The 17832-nt window shown below is 57.0% G+C and carries 21 protein-coding genes and 2 pseudogenes; 13 read left to right on the top strand and 10 right to left on the bottom strand.

The window, feature by feature from the left end; genetic code table 11:
• Nucleotides 1–104 precede the first annotated feature (104 nt).
• The 4 genes from K9U38_RS06180 to K9U38_RS06165 all read right to left on the bottom strand — a co-directional run bounded on the left by K9U38_RS06180 (nt 105) and on the right by K9U38_RS06165 (nt 2192).
• Nucleotides 105–554 carry a c-type cytochrome gene (locus K9U38_RS06180; protein ID WP_224493456.1) on the bottom strand — a complete coding sequence of 150 codons (450 nt, stop codon included), beginning with the start codon at nt 552–554 and terminating at the stop codon, nt 105–107.
• Between the two features lie 166 nt (nt 555–720).
• Nucleotides 721–1095 (bottom strand): hypothetical protein, encoded by a 375-nt coding sequence (locus tag K9U38_RS06175; RefSeq protein ID WP_224493455.1) that lies wholly within the window; start codon nt 1093–1095, stop codon nt 721–723.
• Nucleotides 1096–1258: 163 nt separating this feature from the next.
• Complete coding sequence (locus K9U38_RS06170) at nt 1259–1510, bottom strand: hypothetical protein (protein ID WP_224493454.1); 252 nt, start codon at nt 1508–1510, stop codon at nt 1259–1261.
• A 367-nt stretch (nt 1511–1877) separates the two neighbouring features.
• The gene (locus tag K9U38_RS06165) at nt 1878–2192 is read right to left on the bottom strand and encodes an FAD-binding oxidoreductase/lyase (RefSeq protein ID WP_224493453.1); all 315 of its coding nucleotides are present in this window, start codon (nt 2190–2192) and stop codon (nt 1878–1880) included.
• A gap of 194 nt (nt 2193–2386) precedes the next feature.
• On the opposite strand from K9U38_RS06165, the gene K9U38_RS21975 reads away from it, so the two are divergent.
• The 3 genes from K9U38_RS21975 to K9U38_RS06155 all read left to right on the top strand — a co-directional run bounded on the left by K9U38_RS21975 (nt 2387) and on the right by K9U38_RS06155 (nt 4168).
• Nucleotides 2387–2518 (top strand): hypothetical protein, encoded by a 132-nt coding sequence (locus K9U38_RS21975; protein WP_255606972.1) that lies wholly within the window; start codon nt 2387–2389, stop codon nt 2516–2518.
• Nucleotides 2519–2528: 10 nt separating this feature from the next.
• Entirely contained in the window at nt 2529–2927 is a 399-nt protein-coding gene (locus tag K9U38_RS06160) for a hypothetical protein (protein ID WP_224493452.1), read from the top strand.
• 197 nt (nt 2928–3124) lie between these two features.
• Nucleotides 3125–4168, top strand: coding sequence for a sensor histidine kinase (locus tag K9U38_RS06155; RefSeq protein WP_224493451.1), 1044 nt, complete (start codon nt 3125–3127; stop codon nt 4166–4168).
• A 104-nt stretch (nt 4169–4272) separates the two neighbouring features.
• Here the strand turns inward: K9U38_RS06155 and K9U38_RS06150 are convergent, their stop codons facing one another.
• Nucleotides 4273–4872, bottom strand: coding sequence for a superoxide dismutase (locus K9U38_RS06150; RefSeq protein WP_224493450.1), 600 nt, complete (start codon nt 4870–4872; stop codon nt 4273–4275).
• 163 nt (nt 4873–5035) lie between these two features.
• A complete protein-coding gene (locus K9U38_RS06145; RefSeq protein WP_224493449.1) occupies nt 5036–5914 on the bottom strand; it encodes a branched-chain amino acid aminotransferase in 879 nt (292 codons plus the stop codon).
• 442 nt (nt 5915–6356) lie between these two features.
• Between K9U38_RS06145 and K9U38_RS06140 the strand changes: the two genes are divergently transcribed.
• Nucleotides 6357–7070, top strand: a complete 714-nt coding sequence (locus tag K9U38_RS06140) for a L,D-transpeptidase (RefSeq protein ID WP_224493448.1) — start codon at nt 6357–6359, stop codon at nt 7068–7070.
• Between the two features lie 716 nt (nt 7071–7786).
• Here K9U38_RS06140 and K9U38_RS06135 read toward each other — a convergent pair.
• The 3 genes from K9U38_RS06135 to K9U38_RS06125 form a co-directional block, all read right to left on the bottom strand.
• Entirely contained in the window at nt 7787–9313 is a 1527-nt protein-coding gene (locus tag K9U38_RS06135; RefSeq protein WP_224493447.1) for a helicase HerA-like C-terminal domain-containing protein, read from the bottom strand.
• A gap of 208 nt (nt 9314–9521) precedes the next feature.
• Nucleotides 9522–9731 (bottom strand): hypothetical protein, encoded by a 210-nt coding sequence (locus K9U38_RS06130; protein ID WP_224493446.1) that lies wholly within the window; start codon nt 9729–9731, stop codon nt 9522–9524.
• A 10-nt stretch (nt 9732–9741) separates the two neighbouring features.
• Nucleotides 9742–10062: a hypothetical protein gene (locus K9U38_RS06125; protein ID WP_224493445.1), complete on the bottom strand. Its 321-nt coding sequence runs from the start codon at nt 10060–10062 to the stop codon at nt 9742–9744.
• A 444-nt stretch (nt 10063–10506) separates the two neighbouring features.
• Between K9U38_RS06125 and K9U38_RS06120 the strand changes: the two genes are divergently transcribed.
• The 9 genes and pseudogenes from K9U38_RS06120 to K9U38_RS06080 all read left to right on the top strand — a co-directional run bounded on the left by K9U38_RS06120 (nt 10507) and on the right by K9U38_RS06080 (nt 17248).
• Entirely contained in the window at nt 10507–10872 is a 366-nt protein-coding gene (locus K9U38_RS06120; protein WP_106709032.1) for a hypothetical protein, read from the top strand.
• A gap of 118 nt (nt 10873–10990) precedes the next feature.
• A complete protein-coding gene (locus K9U38_RS06115) occupies nt 10991–11257 on the top strand; it encodes a hypothetical protein (RefSeq protein WP_224493444.1) in 267 nt (88 codons plus the stop codon).
• Nucleotides 11258–11454: 197 nt separating this feature from the next.
• Nucleotides 11455–12888, top strand: coding sequence for a methylmalonyl-CoA mutase subunit beta (locus K9U38_RS06110; RefSeq protein WP_224493443.1), 1434 nt, complete (start codon nt 11455–11457; stop codon nt 12886–12888).
• A 1-nt stretch (nt 12889) separates the two neighbouring features.
• Nucleotides 12890–15022 carry a methylmalonyl-CoA mutase gene (scpA, locus tag K9U38_RS06105; RefSeq protein WP_224493442.1) on the top strand — a complete coding sequence of 711 codons (2133 nt, stop codon included), beginning with the start codon at nt 12890–12892 and terminating at the stop codon, nt 15020–15022.
• A 1-nt stretch (nt 15023) separates the two neighbouring features.
• Entirely contained in the window at nt 15024–16016 is a 993-nt protein-coding gene (locus K9U38_RS06100; protein WP_224493441.1) for a magnesium transporter CorA family protein, read from the top strand.
• A gap of 70 nt (nt 16017–16086) precedes the next feature.
• A pseudogene (locus K9U38_RS06095) lies at nt 16087–16167 on the top strand (AbrB/MazE/SpoVT family DNA-binding domain-containing protein); the annotation flags it as partial.
• Nucleotides 16159–16257, top strand: a pseudogene (locus K9U38_RS06090) (type II toxin-antitoxin system death-on-curing family toxin); the annotation flags it as partial. The pseudogenes K9U38_RS06095 and K9U38_RS06090, both read left to right, overlap by 9 nt.
• 76 nt (nt 16258–16333) lie before the next feature.
• Nucleotides 16334–16771: a DUF1801 domain-containing protein gene (locus K9U38_RS06085; protein ID WP_224493440.1), complete on the top strand. Its 438-nt coding sequence runs from the start codon at nt 16334–16336 to the stop codon at nt 16769–16771.
• A gap of 39 nt (nt 16772–16810) precedes the next feature.
• The gene (locus K9U38_RS06080; protein ID WP_224493439.1) at nt 16811–17248 is read left to right on the top strand and encodes a DUF1801 domain-containing protein; all 438 of its coding nucleotides are present in this window, start codon (nt 16811–16813) and stop codon (nt 17246–17248) included.
• Nucleotides 17249–17287: 39 nt separating this feature from the next.
• On the opposite strand, the gene K9U38_RS06075 is transcribed toward K9U38_RS06080, so the two are convergent.
• Entirely contained in the window at nt 17288–17764 is a 477-nt protein-coding gene (locus K9U38_RS06075) for a GreA/GreB family elongation factor (protein WP_224493438.1), read from the bottom strand.
• Nucleotides 17765–17832: the final 68 nt, after the last annotated feature.

Genomic DNA, 17832 nt, shown 5'->3' with positions numbered 1-17832 from the left:
TGCGGTTTTCGAGAACCGAAGCGCAGTGGACATCAGGTCCATGGGCACCGGAAGCACACAAAACCGCATCAGATGTCCATCGCGATGGACCTATCAAACGTTACTCAGTCCTTTTTGATACGGAAGGCCTTGTGGCAGGCCGCACAGTTTTCCGTCACCTGGTTGAAGGCAACCTTGAAGCTCTCGAGGTCCTTCGGCTCAGCAGCTGCGGCCGCCGCAGCATCCTTCTTGTACTTGGTCAGTGCGGCAAGAAAACCGGCATTGTCTTCCCATATCTTCGGTGAAGCCGTTGTTTCGCCCTTGTCCGAGCCAGCCGGGAACAGCGTGGCGGCATCGATCTTCTCCGCGTCCTCGTTCAGGTGCTTGAGTGCCGCGATTACCAACGCCGCGTCAAAGGGTTTTTCGCCCTTGATGATCGGCGTGATGCTGCCGACAGTCTTGCCCTGATCCTTCATGATCGCCTGGCGGTCCTTTATCGGATCGGCATTGGCGGATACCGACAATACCGCGATGGCGAGCAAAGGTGCTGCCGCAAAGGAAATCAGTCTGTGCATGGAGTGTCTCCCAACTCTTGTGGCTAAAATGGTTTGGCTTCAAGGGGTTCCGGTTGCACTCTAGATTAAAGATCGGGAAAAACACCCGCATTGAATGATCACATTTTCGTATGTTCGCGCAGCCAAAAAAACAGAACCCCGGCAGCGCGGCCGGGGTTCTCTTGTTTCAGAAACCAAACGTGACACTTACACCGCCGCTGCGATAGTAAGGACGGTTCCAGTAGTAGCCATCATCCCAGCTGCGATAGTAGCGCGGACGGTCCCACCGGCGATAATGACGACGGTCCCAACGGCGGTCCCAGCGACGATGATAATACCGGCGATCCCAGCGGCGATCCCAACGGCGGTCCCAGCGATGATGCCGGCGGTCCCAGCGGCGATCCCAACGGTCACGATGCCGCACATTTTCAATATTCGGATTGTTTGCCGCCGATTCTACAGGCTTCTGGACGGTCATCGGAGCTGCATTGACCGCTTCCACCGACCCGAGAGTGCCAATTGAAATCAAAACGGCGCATATGCCTGAAATCAACTTTCTCATTGTTCCTCCAGTGAACGCTTGCTTGGGAAGGGCGTTCAGCTTGTTAACGTCCCTAGACTTTAGACTTAAGTCTAAGCCAATGAACGAGAGATGAACAATCACAATGGCATCTTAAAGGATGCATGCCTTGTGATCACTTATCGAAACAGACAGGCGAAATGCGTTATTTCAGTGCCAGCTGGGACGTCCGTGTCCGGAGTTTTTGGCGCGTCGCGTAGCCCGGGGAAGCATATTCCTTTATGCGGATGTTCCCGCTGATTTTGTTGCTCGGCCGCCCGATTGGCGCGCTCCGGTCGCCAACGCCCGCAGGCGCGATCGTCAAGCCGACGTTCAATGTCTGGGCACCGGCAGAGCTGGTACCGAAATATGTCCCACCAAGGACGAGGACGCAAAGGACCAAAGCAAATTTTCCCATAGCCACTCCAGTGGAACCCAAGCAATCAAGCAGGAATTCCAATAGGTTAACGCCGACACGTTGTACTAAGTATAGAGATTTGCTCGGGCATCGGACCAGACATTGCCCTTGGCCGGGATCGTGACCACGGGCATTCATTGCCCTGATAAAAGAACAACACGTTTTTCCCGAATTGTCGACTCAAACTGCGACATATTGTTAACCGCAGCGGCAACACACCGGTTAACGCCAAAAGTGGACGGGATGAAATTACGAGGGACGGTTTCGGATGATAGGGCGGCGTAAAATGCAAGACGGCCCCGTCAAGAACGGGGCCGTTTGCACGACAAGCGATAGTGCCACCTGGATAGTCGTGGGAATGGCGGTGCTATTCCTGATAGGTATCGGAATAGCCATCGCTCTGGGGAGCGCCCACTCGCTTCGCTTGTCGTCTGTCATGATATAAGACCTGGCGCAAATGCACGGCCTTGGTGGCAGCATCCTGGTCTGTCCTTACTGGACAACGTAATAGTTCGTCCCTTAAACGCGTCTCCATTTCGCGGGCCTCCTCCAGCCGCCGGTCGATGAGACGGCAGTCGACGCCGGCCGCCCTCAAATTCTCGCAGTGCCGCGTCAGGCGTTCGACCTCGCGTCGGGATTGCTCATGGAAATCGATCGCGATCATCAGAAGTATGCTTTCCACGCTGGTCTCCGCGGCAGTGTCGCAATGGCAAGATTTGATCGCGCGAAAATTGATTGGCGTTCAATGAGGCCGGTTTAGCGCGATTCGAAATTTGCGGAAGTGACAGTGCTGTCCCTATTTCCGTATTCCGGGATTCGTCTAGAATGGCGTTTTTATTGTTTTGATTATTTAGATTGTTTTGAAAGCATTTTTTGATGACGAATCCGAATTCCCTCCAAGAGGTCCTGATCGTCGAAGATCAGCACCTGATGCGTCTGGCCCTCGCCCACGAACTGCAGTCCGCCCTGCCTAATTCCATGGTCCACGCCGCTCCCGGCAACATATAATATTGATACATTGCGAAAAGATTTTTCCCTGCAGCAAAGGATCACTGCAACACCGTGGAGCGGCAAAGAAACGACCGAGTTTCGCGGCCCTCTCCTCAAGGACATATTGGCAAGGAACAATATTGCAGGTGCCAGGGAGTTGGAAATTCGTGCGTACAACGATTTCATGGCACGGATCAGCGCGGCAGCGATTGAAGACTATTCTCCGATCCTGGCGATCGAACAACGCTGTACCGAGGACGATAGAAACCAAAGTCTTTGCGAGCCCAATCAGACCTTCCGTTCCCTGTCGATCGACGATGGCGGACCGTTCTATCTTGTCTGGCCCTTGACCGACCTGCCGGCAAGCTATGTGCCGGGCCGAAACTCGATATGGGTCTGGTTTGTGGTCAAGGTGCGCCCCATCTGATGCGATTCACATTTCGTCAAATTGCTCCCACAGCACTGGGGGTGGGTTTGCTGCTCTCGCTTGGTTTAAGCATCTGGTCGATATCCCGGTCGGACGGCTACAGGCAACAAACGGAGATCATATACGCGCGGGTATTGGAGATTCGATCCCGAATATCCCAATCCAAGGAACAGTCCGCTCGCATAACCGGGTACCTCATGCTCGCGGCACGAACCGGCGAGCAGGATCCGCGCTTGTCGCAGAGCATCCAGCTACTCCGGTTCAACCTGACGTCTCTGGCGCACCTGGAGTATGCACCTCTGTTTATCGACCGCCAGGACATGCTTGGCTTGCGCAGGGCAATCGTAGCACTCGACAACAATGTCGTTCCGGCCGGAAAGACCAAGCTACGATACGATAAGGCACTGTATTCGATGTCGGCTATCGACAATTATCTCGTTCAGGTTGCCGCGACGACAGTCGGCAACAGCCAGGGCCTGAGGATAGCCGCGCAAATCGCAACCGACGCTGCTCACAACCGGTTACGGCTCTTCGGTGCGGTTTCAGCCGTGATCTTATCTGCAATTGCCATCTATCAGTACAACAGGGCAATCAGGGACAAGGACCAGCATATCAAGTCGTTTTCAATGCTTTTTGCCCACATGACCCGCACACGCATTACCGCCTTGCGCCTGTTTCTGGGCTATCTGAACGGAGGAGCGCCGCCGCCCCCCGAAATGACAGAAGCCGCATTGCACACGATTCAGGAGCTCAATTCGATTACCGAAGCGCTGATGACAATCGGGCATGCCCGCTCGGAAACGCAGCTCGTGCCGCTCGGAACGCTGATTGATGAAATTGCCAGAACGTGCAAGCTCAATGTAACCGTCGAGGCCGACCACGTGGCGCGCGCGGTTTCCGTCCCCGCCTCGCAGTTTCATCTGGTGATCGACGAACTGCTTGGCAATGCCATCAATGCAGTTGCGGCCCAAAGCGAGCCGGCCATAGCCATCAGGGCCAATGTGCGGACTCGACTGTTCGGACGCGCGCAACTCGTTCTGACTGTTGCCGACAACGGAACGGGCATGAGTTCAGACATGGTTGCGCGGGCAAAGGAGCCGTTCTTTTCGACCAAGGCAGGGACGCATGTCGGGCTTGGGCTTACAAATTGTGCCGAACTTGTCAGGACCATGGGCGGCAAACTCGATATCAGCTCCACACCAGGCAAGGGTACGGCTGTCCGCATCACCTATCTGATCTGAATTCACCAAAGCTGAGCTGGCTTCGCCGCGTAACGCGCAGGTTGGTTCTAAAAAAACGGCCCCGCCTGTGACGGAGCCGCTTGCAGGATGAGCTGCGAAAGCCGTTATTTGGCTTTTTCGTAGAGTTCGAGGACATAATCCCAGTTGATTAGGTTATCGACGAAAGCCTCGAGATATTTCGGGCGGGCATTGCGGTAATCGATGTAATAGGAGTGCTCCCACACATCCACGCCGAGGATCGGCGTCGCGCCATGAACCAGCGGGTTTTCACCATTCGGGGTCTTGGAAATTTCAAGCTTTCCGTCCTTGACCGAAAGCCAGGCCCAGCCCGAGCCGAACTGTGTCGTCCCGGCATTGATGAAATCGGCACGGAACTTGTCGTAGCCGCCGAGATCAGAATCAACCGCCTTGGCCAGCGCGCCCGGCAGCTTGTTGCCGCCGCCGCCCTTCTTCAGCCAGTGCCAGAAGTGCAGGTGATTATAATGCTGGCCCGCATTGTTGAAGAGGCCGGCATTCTTGCCATAGGACTGCTTGACGATCTCTTCGAGCGAAAGGTTCTCGAGACCGGCTTCGGCAGCCAGTTTGTTGCCGTTGTCGACGTAAGCCTTGTGGTGCTTGTCGTGGTGATACTCGAGCGTTTCGCGCGACATGTAGGGAGCGAGCGCGTCGTAATCATACGGCAGTGCGGGCAATTCGAAAGCCATGGAAGTCTCCTCTTCGATTATCTGTGGGCGGATTGGCGGCCCGGTTGGGCTCCGGACGGGGCGGTTGCCAATCCTGACAAAACCTGCGTTGGTTACATAGGTCCCAATTGCTTTTGGAGCAATGCGAAACGGATCAATATTTCAGCCTAACGGTGTTTGAGGGTTAAATTTTCGGCGTCGAGTGTGCAAACTCCCAATACAGCTCCCGCGCCTTCTTGGCGATCGGACCGGGCTGCAGGTCGCGATCCTCAATCCGGGTAACGGGAACGACCTTGGAATGGTTCCCGGTCGAGAAAATCTCATCGGCGCCGAGGAAATCCTGCACGCTCAATGTCGTCTGCGTCGTGCGGAATCCATAATCGGCAAGCACATCGATCGTGCGTTGCCGCGTGATGCCCGAGAGAAAGGTTCCATTGGGTGCAGGCGTGAGTATGTGCCCGTCCTTGACCAGGAAAATGTTCGACGTTCCCGTTTCGGCAACGTTGCCAAGCATGTCGAGCACGAGTGCATTGTCGAAGCCGCGCGATTTCGCCTCGAGAATAGCCCGGGCATTGTTGGGATAGAGGCAGCCCGCCTTGGCATTGGTCGGCATGGTCTCGAAGCTTGGACGGCGGAACGGGGAAACGCTGATCGAAAAGCCGGTCGGCGAAATCATCGGCGCCTCGTAGAGGCTCAGGCAAAATCGCGTCGATTCTGGATCCGCGGGCACGCCCATGTATCCGCCATGCTCGGCCCAGTACATCGGACGGATGTAGACGGCGGTATTGCCGTCGAACTTCTTCAGCCCGTCATGGGTCAGGCCGACGATCTCATCGGTGCTCATGGTCGGGTTGAGACCAAGTGCGATGGCCGACGTGTTCACGCGGGCCGCATGTCGATCGAGATCGGGCGCTACTCCCTCAAACCAGCGGGCACCGTCGAATACCGTCGAGGCAAGCCACATGGCGTGGCTGCGCGGGCCGATCAGGGGAATATTTCCCTCATACCAGTCACCGTCGACATAGGTCCATGTGATTGTCTGGGCTTGAGTATTGACCGCCATGATCCTGATTCCGTTTCTGCTTGCTGTTGCGCCTATCGAAAGACCATTCGGCGGCAAGGTCAATGGCCCGTTTGGTGATGGCTTTCATTGATTCCGTTTCCAGGGCCGCAATGACCGGCTATTTGAACGCTCACAAAGTGTTTATCCGCAGTTGAACCGTGCAACCCCGCATTATGTTGCTGCAGTGCAACAGTTACTGTCCCGCCTTGTTTGAGCCCTATTGTAAACCGTTCGCCGCCATATTCATTGTGCGTTTAGAGCCGGTTAGTTCTCAGGGACTATTTGGCAAAGTCGCTGCAGCGAAACAGTGGCGTGGTTCTCGAAGCCGGAGCGTAAGCGTATCAGGACATACGCGCGCCGGAGCATCGAAAATCGCGTCAGATGACCGCTCCAGCCGGCTTTTCCGACAGTTTCTGCCCCCTGCCACCAATTTGGTTCAATGATGCAAAACACAATATCCCGCCGCGGCTTTCTTGCTGCAATGACCGCCACAGCAGCCGCCGGTCTCGCAGGCTGCGCCCAGATCCCCGCCGATCTGCCGGTGATCCAGGTTGACGACTATGGCAATCCGCTCCGCCAGCCGCAGATGGATGTCGATCCCGCATTCGCATCCTATGCGGCAATGTATTCAGCCCGCGAAGATGACGGTTTTCAGTTGCCTGCAATACCGATCGAGAAGATGGACAAGCGCTACCTGCGCCAGATCGTCCAGGACCCGACCGGGGAACAGCCAGGTACGATTGTCGTCGATACCAACGACAAGTTTCTCTATCTGGTGCGCGAAGGCGGCCAGGCCATCCGATACGGCGTGGGCATCGGCAAGGAAGGGTTTGCCTGGTCTGGCCGTGCCGTCATCCAGTGGAAGCGCCATTGGCCCAAATGGACCCCGCCGGACGAAATGGTTGCCCGGCAGCCGGAACTGGTCAAATACAGCGCGCGCAATGGCGGCATGGAACCGGGTCTCAAGAACCCGCTCGGTGCCCGCGCCCTCTATATTTTCCAGAACGGCGTCGATACGCTCTACCGCCTGCACGGCTCGCCGGAATGGTGGTCGATCGGCAAGGCAGTTTCGTCCGGTTGCGTTCGCCTGATCAACCAGGACATCATCGACCTCTACGACCGCGTTCCGAACAAGTCGCCGGTATTGGTCATCTAAGCCAGGCACTGGTTAAAGTCCGGCAGATGATCCTGCCGGACTTTCTTGAGCCACCGTTTCATTCGCCAGATGTCATGAACTTCTGCGTTCACTATGGCCGGGCCTGATTTGGCACGACAATCCTCGACGTGAAGTCTCTGGGTCGGGTATCCCCGGGTCGCGAAGGAACGGCTTCGCGATTCTCTATCTCGGCCAAACCTTCCTTGGAATCGCTTCGTATCAGTGCCGCCCGCCTTTCCAGCTCTTGCCGGATCTCATCATTGGCGTCTTGCATCGTGGAGATTCCTCTCTCCTGGGCGACACATGCTGGTGCGGGAATGAGCACAATCATGCCAGCACCCGCGGCAATCTTGCCTATGGTTGAAGCGAAGGAAACCAATGTGCGGAGGGTGACGTACAACGACTGCAATAACGGAGTAAGGGCGGACTCGGCCCCTGCAAATGCATACATGAAAATGGGTCCTTTAAAAAATCAGGCAAATATAAACAGCAGTAAAATGGCTGGTTCGATTTTGCGGTCGAGCGCCGTTGTGTCAACGACGTAACTCTGCTGTGCGCAGAAAATCACGCACATGTTATGAAAAAGTTATACAATTTCAAGTTGTTATCAAAGGTTCCATATCCCTGCCATGCCATAGCTGGTGTTCTGGATAATCGCTCAACCTGGCGCGTCTTGACGCGCTTGGGCCCGGTACACTCTCAAATCACAAGCCGCCCTACCGCCGGCTCAGACTGCCCAAAATTCCGCGCACCAGCGCGCGGCCGAGTGAACTGCCGACCGAACGGACGACCGATTTCATCGCCGCTTCGGCCACTGTCTGACGCCCCCGCACCTGCCCGCCCCTTGGCCCGGTCTTGGGCTCGCCGCCGAGAAAGTCGGGCAGCTTCCAGCCGCCGGTGCTATCGGCTTCCTGAACCTGGGCTTCGGCTTCGGTCTTCGTTTTCTCCGCCTTTTTCTGCAACAGTTCGTAGGCGGATTCGCGATCGATCATTTCGTCATAGAGCCCGGCGACCGGGCTTGCGTTGATCAACGCCTGGCGTTCATCGCTCGTCAGCGGTCCGATACGTCCTGCGGGCGGGCGCATCAGCGTCCGCTGCACCATGGACGGCACACCCTTGTCGGCCAGCGTCGAGACCAGCGCCTCACCCGTCGCAAGATTGGTGATCGTCTCGAAGGTGTTGAAATCCGGATTGGGGCGGAACGTATCGGCCGCCGTTTTCACCGCATTCTGCTCACGCGGCGTATAAGCACGAAGTGCATGCTGCACGCGGTTGCCAAGCTGCGCCAGCACCGTCTCGGGTACGTCCAGCGGGTTCTGCGATATGAAGAATACGCCGACGCCCTTGGAGCGGATCAGGCGCACCACCTGCTCGACACGGGTGAGCAGCGCCTTGGGTGCCTCATTGAACAGGAGATGGGCTTCATCGAAGAAGAAGACCAGACGCGGCTTTTCCGGATCACCCACCTCCGGCAGTTCCTCGAAAAGTTCCGACAGAAGCCAGAGCAGGAATGTCGAATAAAGGCGAGGATTCATCATCAGCTTGTCGGCGGCAAGCACGCTCACGAGCCCGCGTCCATCGGTTCCGGTGCGCATGATGTCGGCAATCTTCAGTGCCGGCTCGCCGAAGAACTTGGTTCCGCCCTGCTGTTCGAGCACGAGCAGCGAACGCTGGATCGCGCCGACGGAGGGCTTGGTGACGTTGCCATACCGGGCGGAGATCTCTTCAGCCCGTTCGGCGATGTTGAGGAGCAAGGCCTGCAGATCCTTCATGTCGAGGAGCAGCAGCCCCTCCTCATCGGCGATCTTGAAGGCGATATTGAGCACACCTTCCTGCGCCTCGGTCAGGTTCATCAGCCGCGCCAGCAGCAGCGGGCCCATTTCCGAAATCGTGGCACGGATCGGATGACCCTGCTCGCCGAAAATATCCCAGAATATGACCGGCGAAGCGCTGAACTCATAAGGGTCGAGCTTTACCTCGGCAGCACGTTTGAGCAGGAAATCCTTCTCCTCGCCCTTGGCACCGATACCGGAAAGATCGCCCTTGATATCTGCACAAAACACGGGAACACCGGCCTGCGAGAACCCCTCAGCCAGGACTTGCAGCGAGACAGTCTTACCAGTACCGGTTGCTCCGGTCACGAGCCCATGGCGGTTGCCGAACTTCAGCAGCAGCGATTCGGCTTGGCTGTAGGAGTTGTCGGGCTTGCGGCTTGCACCAAGGAAAATACTGTCAGCGGCCATATCGTCTTGTCCTCGTCGGTGTCACTCCACCCACGATATAACAGGCATTTGAAAACGGACAATGGTCAAGCTCCAGCATTCCGCTACGAAACGGAAAGTTGAAGCAAGCACTGCGAGGCATTGCTGGAACGCCGGACGAAAAATGCCGGCATGCTTTCGCACGCCGGCATTTGGTTTCAGGCTTTCTGGAGTCGGACCTGCCGAAGCTCTAGGCCAGACGATCCAGGGTCAGGGTAACGCCGACACCATCCTGATCCAGGGTCTTGACGAAGCTGCCGAGCGGATCGTTCGAGAACTTCAAGGTCATGCCTCCAGTCATTGCGCCGCTGGACGTATATGACTCGTAGGCGTGGTGGTGCCAATCGAAGTTGCTGAACTCAAGCGACTTGCCCTTGCCCATGACACGGAAGTTGTCCACATCGGCATCGTTAAAGTGGATCGCATCGCCGACGCTGAAGTTCTTGAGGGTCGCGCGCCCTTGAAATCCGCCAGCGTGCCTTCAAAGATATCTTTGAAGCGCTGCCGACCAATGTCTTATGCTTCGCATCGGCCTTGATCACTTTGGCATCCGGCTCGGGTAGAACCGGGTCATCCGGATAGACGGAATTTGGCAGCGTGCGTATCTTCACTCCGCCGGTATTCGTGACCGGAGCAGGTGCCACTTCGACGTCCGGGGTCGGTGACTTGTCGATGATTGGCTTGCTGCGCTTGCTTCTGAGTTTGTCGGGTTCAAGGAATGTCGTAGCCATTGTAATATCTCCATTTGGTTTCAATGATTTAAGGAATTTTTTCAGAACCATTCTGACAAGGTTTTCGTATCTTACGGCGGTGGTCTGTCTCAATGTTGTGCCAGTCGTCGTGGCGCTGAAATGCAATATTCCGCATCACGCCACTACCCGCGGCGTCTCATTTGTTCAGGCGTAGCGTCTCATGATGCTGTTTGGGCTTTTGACCGGCTGCGAGCCACGTGGGGTGGTTTTCATTGCAAGGCCCGTTTCGATCCGCCGATAATAAGATGTCGCAAAGCTGAGAAGGCGACAAATGATGATCAGTGCAGACCCAAACTTCGACAAACCGTTTGTTCAATCGTCTTGTACGCGAGTAGCATGTTGAGATTGTCGCAGACCCTTGCGGGAGAGAGATTTCCCGCATATTACGTAAACGTAATTCATGATTGACGGGAGATTAGGCTCATGGACGAACTCATCGCGCGCATATCCGCCAATGTTGGAACTGACCCGGCTACGGCGACTAAGGCCGTTGGCCTGATTCTGGCGTTTCTGCAAAAGGAAGGTCCGGCTGACAAGGTTGGGCAGCTCATCGCCGGCTTTCCGGGCGCAGAAGCAGCCATTGCCGAAGCCCAGGGCAGCGGGGGGCTTCTCTCCGGCCTGATGCCTGGCGTGATGGGCCTTGGCTCCAAGCTGATGGGAATTGGCCTCGGCATGGGAGAAATAACCGGAATTTCCAAGGAGACGATTGCCTTTGCTCGCGAAAAGGCCGGCAGCGGTCCCGTCGACGAGGTTGTCAACTCCATTCCCGGGTTGAGCCAGTTCGTCTGAGCGAAGCATCTCAACCGATGGAAACGCGCGCTGTGAGGCGCGCGTTTGCTTTTTGCTGCCTTATGAAAATGTGCTATCCGGACGATTATTTAAGTCATTTCAGCACGAGAGAAATTGCATGAGTAAAGCAAAACCTACCCGATCGGCTCATGTCGAACCCTTGAAACGTGGAGGAGGAGATGGCACATTCAACGACATGGAAGCACAAGTCGCAAAGCTGTCGTCCGACATGGAAAATATCAAGACTGCTGTCACTGACATCAAGACTGATATCTGGGAGTTGCGTCGCGATGCCAAGGTAGACTTCCGCCTTTTGTTCGGGGCATTGATCTTCGTGGCGCTCGGCTTGGCGGGATTGATGGCCAAGGGCTTTCACTGGCTTTAGCATCCTCCCCAAGGCCGGCAAATCAATACACCGCCGTCACTGGCTGAGCGGCAACACGCACGCCGGTGTTGTATGATCCCAACGACGAGGAATCGCCCGCGTTTTCAATATGTTGCGCGGGGAGAACTTTGCTTTGTTGCGCAGCAGCATGACTCCCCCTAAAGTCGACGCAAAAATACGGGCGACCGGGAGAAAGCATGGACGCGTCACTGCTCAAGGAAACTGAATTTGCGGCGATTGACCGGGAAACCTGGGTCAAACTTGCGCAAAAAGCCCTGAAAGGCGCGGATTTTAGCGAAACGCTGATTTCAAAGACCGACGACAATATTGCGATCGAGCCACTCTATGGGCGCCGCCGAAACGCAAAGCTGACACCGCGCAAGGACCCTTCGCAGCCCTGGCATATCGTCCAGCGCGTCGACGATCCCGATCCGGTTCGGGCCAACAGGCAGTTGCTGGAAGATCTGGAGAATGGAGCGACCGGCATTTCGCTGGTGTTTGAAGGCGCGCCAAATGCTTTCGGCTTTGGCTTGCCGTCGACACGCGAGGCCGTCGACAAAGTGCTCTACGGCGTGCATCTCGACATGATCCACCTGCGCATGGACGTGCACCCGAAAAGCCGCGCCTGCGCGGACTGGTTCGTGGACTACATGCGGCCGCGTGACGTCAACCCGAAGACGCTGAGCTTCTCGCTGGGCATCGACCCGGCTGCCACACTGGCCGGTACGGGCCGTCTGCGCATGAGCATCGCAGCACTTAAAGCATCTCTGCCGCAATCGCTTTCCGGATTTTTTTCATCCGACCTGCCAGGGATCGTGCTTGAGGCCGATGGCCGTGTCTATCACAATGCCGGCGCCACCGAGGCGCAGGAACTTGGCGCCATGTTGTCCATTGCTGCAGGTCATTTCCGCCTCTTCGAAGAGGCGCGACAGCCGATTGTTTATGCCGCGCCACATATCGGCTTTGCGCTCGCCGTCGATCAGGACCAGTTCCTGTCCATTGCCAAGGTGCGTGCCATGCGCCGGCTATGGGCGCGCTTGCAGGAGGCGTGCGGAGCCCGCCCTTCGCGTGCAACGATACATGCGGAAACCTCCTACCGCATGATGACGAAGAAGGATCCCGAGACAAACATCTTGCGCACGACCATCGCCGGCTTTGCCGCCGCCGTGGGCGGGGCCGATTCGATCGCGATCCTGCCCCATACGATTGCTCATGGCTTGCCTGATGCCTTTGCGCGACGGCTGGCGCGCAATACCCAGCTCGTCCTCGCTGACGAAAGCAATCTGGCTTTCGTGGCTGATCCAGCCTGTGGCTCGGGCGCGGTCGAGAACCTGACCGAGAAGCTTTGTGAGGCCGCCTGGCGGGAGTTTCAGCAACTCGAGCGCGATGGTGGCATTCTGCAGAGCCTTGTCGACGGCAAGCTGCAGGCCCGCATTGTCAATGCGCGCGAGGCACGAGCCAGGGAGTACAGCTCCGGGCAGCGCGCAATCATTGGCACGACCCTGTTTGCGGCAAAGCATGAACGGCCGGTTACGGTGCTCGACGCGCCGCACATGCCCTTGCCTACTGACGGCGTTGTTCACTGCGAACCGCTGACATTCCCGCGCATCGATGAAACATTGCAGGCATGATATGAGAATTCCCGATTTCACGGCCATCGACTGGCAAGAGCCGAAAAACCCGGCGCCAAGGCCCGAGGCCGCAAGCTGGACGACTCCTGAGGGCATTCGCATCAAGCGTGCCTATGGCGATGCGGCTGTGAAGAACCTTCCTTACTTGGACAGTTTCCCCGGCGCTGCCCCCTTCATCCGCGGTCCCTATCCCACCATGTATGTTCAGCAGCCCTGGACAATCCGTCAGTATGCCGGGTTCTCGACCGCCGAGGAGTCCAATGCCTTCTATAGGCGCAACCTTGCTGCGGGTCAGAAGGGCCTCTCCGTCGCCTTCGATCTGGCCACCCATCGCGGTTATGACAGCGATCATCCGCGGGTAGCCGGCGACGTGGGCATGGCCGGTGTCGCCATCGATTCCATTCTCGACATGCAGCAATTGTTCGATGGCATTCCGCTCGGCGAAATGACCGTATCGATGACGATGAACGGTGCGGTCCTGCCGATTCTCGCGCTCTATATCGTTGCTGCGGAAGAACAGGGTGTCGCCCAAAACCAGCTCGCCGGCACGATTCAGAATGACATTCTGAAAGAGTTCATGGTGCGCAACACCTACATCTATCCGCCGCAACCCTCGATGCGGATCGTTTCGGATATCTTTTCCTATACGTCCGAGCACATGCCGAAATTCAATTCGATTTCGATTTCCGGCTATCACATGCAGGAAGCAGGCGCGACCGCCGACCTCGAGCTTGCCTACACGATTGCCGACGGCATCGAGTACGCACGGGCGGGCGTCGCGGCCGGCCAGGACATCGACGCCTTTGCGCCGCGCCTCTCGTTCTTCTGGGCGATCGGCATGAATTTCTTCATGGAAGTAGCCAAGTTGCGTGCAGCACGCCTGCTCTGGGCCGCGCTGATCAAGAAGAACTTCAACCCGAAGGATGAGCGCTCGCTTTCCCTGCGCACCCATTCACAGACGTCCGGCTGGTCGCTGACGGCGCAGGATCCCTACAACAACATCATGCGCACGATGATCGAAGCCATGGCATCGACACAGGGCCATACCCAGTCGCTGCACACCAATTCGTTCGACGAGGCGCTGGCACTTCCCACCGACCACTCGGCCCGGATCGCGCGCAACACGCAGCTTATCCTGCAAAAGGAATCCGGTACCACGCGAATCATCGATCCCTGGGGTGGATCCGCCTATGTCGAGCGCCTTACCCATGATCTGGCAGCGCGTGCGCTCTCCCATATTGAAGAGATCGAGGCGCTGGGCGGCATGGCCAAGGCCATCGAGCGTGGCATTCCGAAAATGCGCATCGAAGCGGCCGCAGCCCGTACGCAGGCGCGCATCGACAGCGGACAGCAACCGGTCATCGGCGTCAACTCCTACCGCCCCTCCGAAGACATGGAGGTCGATGTCCGGCAGGTCGACAATGCGGAGGTGCGTGCCCGGCAGCTTTCCAAGCTGCAGCAGCTGAAGGGTACGCGCGACGTCGCAGCCGTCGATACCGCGCTCTCCGCACTGACAAGCGCGGCGAAAACAGGTACGGGAAACCTTCTCGACTTTGCCATCAAGGCAGCACGGGCGCATGCGACAGTCGGCGAAATCTCCCTCGCTCTGGAAAAAGCCTTTGGTCGCCACGTGGCCGAAATTCATACGATATCGGGCGTCTATCGCAAGGAAGTCGGCAAGAGCCAGGTGATCGACCGGGTACAGGCCAAGGCGGCTGCCTTTGAAAAACGCACGGGTGAGAAGCCGCGGATCCTTGTCGCAAAGATGGGCCAGGACGGTCACGATCGTGGCCAGAAGGTCATCGCGACCGCCTTTGGCGATCTTGGCTTCGAAGTTATTGTCGGCGCCATGTTCCAGACGCCGGACGAAGTCGCGGACCTTGCCGTCGAGAGCAATGTGCGCATTGTCGGTGTTTCATCGCTCGCTGCCGGGCACCTCACCCTCGTGCCGGAACTGAAAGCAGCACTGAAGCGCCGGGAACGCGAGGATATTCTCATCATCGTCGGCGGTGTCATCCCGCCACAAGATTTCGATGCGGTTCTCAAGGCTGGCGCCACGGCGATTTTCCCGCCGGGGACTGTCATTGGCGAAGCGGCCGAAAAACTGATCGATACTTTGCTGGATTCGCTTTGAAATGATCTATGTCTATACCCTGGAAGACGATTACTTGATGCCGAGCGCGGCCCTTGCCGGCGCTGAGCTGCCGCCAAAAGCCGTCTGGGTCGACCTCTTCAACCCGACGCATGAGGAAGATGTCCAGGTTGAAGCCTGGACCAAGGCGGCAATACCTACCCACGAAGACATGATCGAGATCGAGGAATCCAGCCGGTTCTATGCGGAAAACGGCGCGCAATATCTGACGGCTTCCATCCTCCATTCTACGGAACAGAAGCATCAGGGCATTGCACCGGTTTCGTTCATCCTGACGGGTCAACTGCTGGTGACGGTCCGCTATACCGAGCCGAAGGCGCTCGCACTGTTCATTGGCCGGGCGACGAAGCCGGGCAACGGGATCATCAACCCCAAATGCACAGGGCTTACTGTCCTGCTCGGATTGATCGAGGCTGTCACTGACCGCATAGCGGATATTCTCGAGGGCGTTGCCAGTAATATCGACGTGAACTCACACGCGATCTTCCGGCGGTCCGAAAACGACAAGCCCATGACCACGAAAAATTTCAGGGACAGTCTTACCCAGATCGGCGGACAGGGCGCGTTCCTTTCCAAGATCCGCGAAAGCATCGCGGGCGTCAGCCGCTTGCTGGTCTACTTGGCGGCCATCTCCGATCAGACATCTACCAAGAAAGAGACTCGCGCCTGGATAAAGTCACTGGAGCGCGACACGCAATCGCTCAGCACCTATGTGGATTTTCTTTCCAACAAGATCACGTTCCTGCTCGACACCGTTGTCGGTCTGATCTCGATCGAGCAGAATGCGATCATCAAGATCTTCTCGGTCGCTGCAGTGGCCTTCATGCCACCTACACTGGTCGCATCCATCTACGGCATGAACTTCGAATTCATGCCGGAACTCAAGGAAATGTGGGGATACCCGATGGCCATCGGCCTGATGATTGCCTCCGCCATTATCCCCTTGCTGATTTTCCGCAAGAAGGGCTGGTTGTAGCACTAAGGGTCTGGCTCGTTTGCTGGCAAACCCAATGTTATACACGATGTTATAACATCGGAGTTTTGCCATGAACATAACCGTGCGGAAAATTGGCAACTCGGAAGGAGTCATCCTTCCGAAGGAAGTCCTCGAAAGACTTATCATCCAGCTCGTTCTCATGGTTGCCGCAGGAGAAATTGACGAGATCGGAGCTGCAGCTTTTTTCCGCGATCATATTCAGCCGGTTGAAACAGCTTGACTTGAATCCTTTGGAACGGACAGATTTGCACTGAATCGTGCTACCTATCCCAACTCGCGCAATGGAGTGAAACGCCATGGCCAACGAGACACTCAGCAAATCCTCGAACGACACCAAGCCGGTCCTTCTTTCGGGCGGCAATCCACAAATAGCAAAGGGCTACGGCGACGCGCCGGTTCAGGCCTATATTGCGGCCATGCCCGGCTGGAAAAGCGACCTCGGGCGCCGGCTTGACAAGCTCATCGAGCACACTGTCCCGAATGTGAGCAAGGCGGTCAAATGGAACTCGCCGTTCTACGGGCGGGAGGAGAACAGCTGGTTCCTCGCCCTGCATTGCTACACGAAGTACGTACAGGTGACGTTCTTCCGTGGCACCTCGCTTGATCCTGTCCCGCCTGGCCCATCCAAGCACAAGGAAGTGCGCTATCTCAACATCCATGAGGGCGAGCTCGACGAAGCGCAGTTTGTCGACTGGGTGAAACAGGCCAGCCAACTGCCCGGCGAACGAATGTAGCCTGCAGCATGAAACCAATATCAAGAGGAGGTGATACCCATGAAGAAAAGCGACCTGAAGGAAGGTGAAGGAGCGGATTCCGCCTCGCAGCTGATAGATGCGCGCATCAAGGAGCTGGCCGACTGGCGCGGCGAAACGCTTGCCAAAATCCGGTCGATCATCAAGCAGGCGGACCCGGAGGTGGTCGAGGAGTGGAAATGGCGGGGCGTTCCGGTGTGGGAGCACGACGGTATCATCTGCACCGGCGAGACCTACAAGAATGTCGTCAAAATGACCTTTGCCAAGGGCGCATCGCTGGAGGACCCCTCAGGTCTTTTCAACTCCAGTCTCGAAGGCAATACCAGGCGTGCCATCGACGTACATGAAGGCGAAAAGATTGATGAAAAGGCGTTGAAGACACTTGTCCGCGCCGCGATAGAACTCAACACGTCGAAGCGTGCCGCGGCTCGCCGTCCGAGAGCCAGGTCCACAATCTGATATTTATTGGTGATTGGCTGGCGCGCTCCCCTGCCCCACTCAGGCTTGGGGAGCGCTGATTTGCGTGATTTCCCATTCGTGACCATTGAGCTCAAACGAGTCACCCACGGACTTGCCGAACATCAGCATCGCCATCGGCGAAACATGTGAAATCATGCCGTGGCTGGCATCGACTTCATCCTCGCCAACAATTGTCCAGGTTTGCGTCCGGTCGTGTTCATCGACAATCGTGACTGTCATGCCGAAACGCACGACATTGCTGTGCGGGTCGGGGTGAGAAACCTCCGCGGTTTCGCGGCGTGCTGTCCAGTAGCGCAGGTCGCGGGACGCTCGGGCGATCATGTCCCGGTCGGCCTCGGCATTGCCCCTGGCCAACACCTCGTGTGCAGCGGCGATTTCAGCTTCGATCAAAGACAGTCCCTGTTCCGTCACGAGGTTGCGGTGGGGGCTTATGGGGCGCTCGCCGAAATCGTTGGAGGAATTGGTATCGTCGTCCTTGGTGAAGGCTCTGCTCATTAGCTAAAGGTATGTCTTGCGGGGTCGTACAGCAAGTGCAATCCTTCGAAATAGGCGCTCCAGTTCCG

The sequence above is a fragment of the Phyllobacterium lublinensis genome (assembly GCF_020164435.1).
GTDB lineage: Bacteria > Pseudomonadota > Alphaproteobacteria > Rhizobiales > Rhizobiaceae > Phyllobacterium > Phyllobacterium lublinensis.
This window is presented reverse-complemented; position numbering and strand designations above follow the sequence as displayed.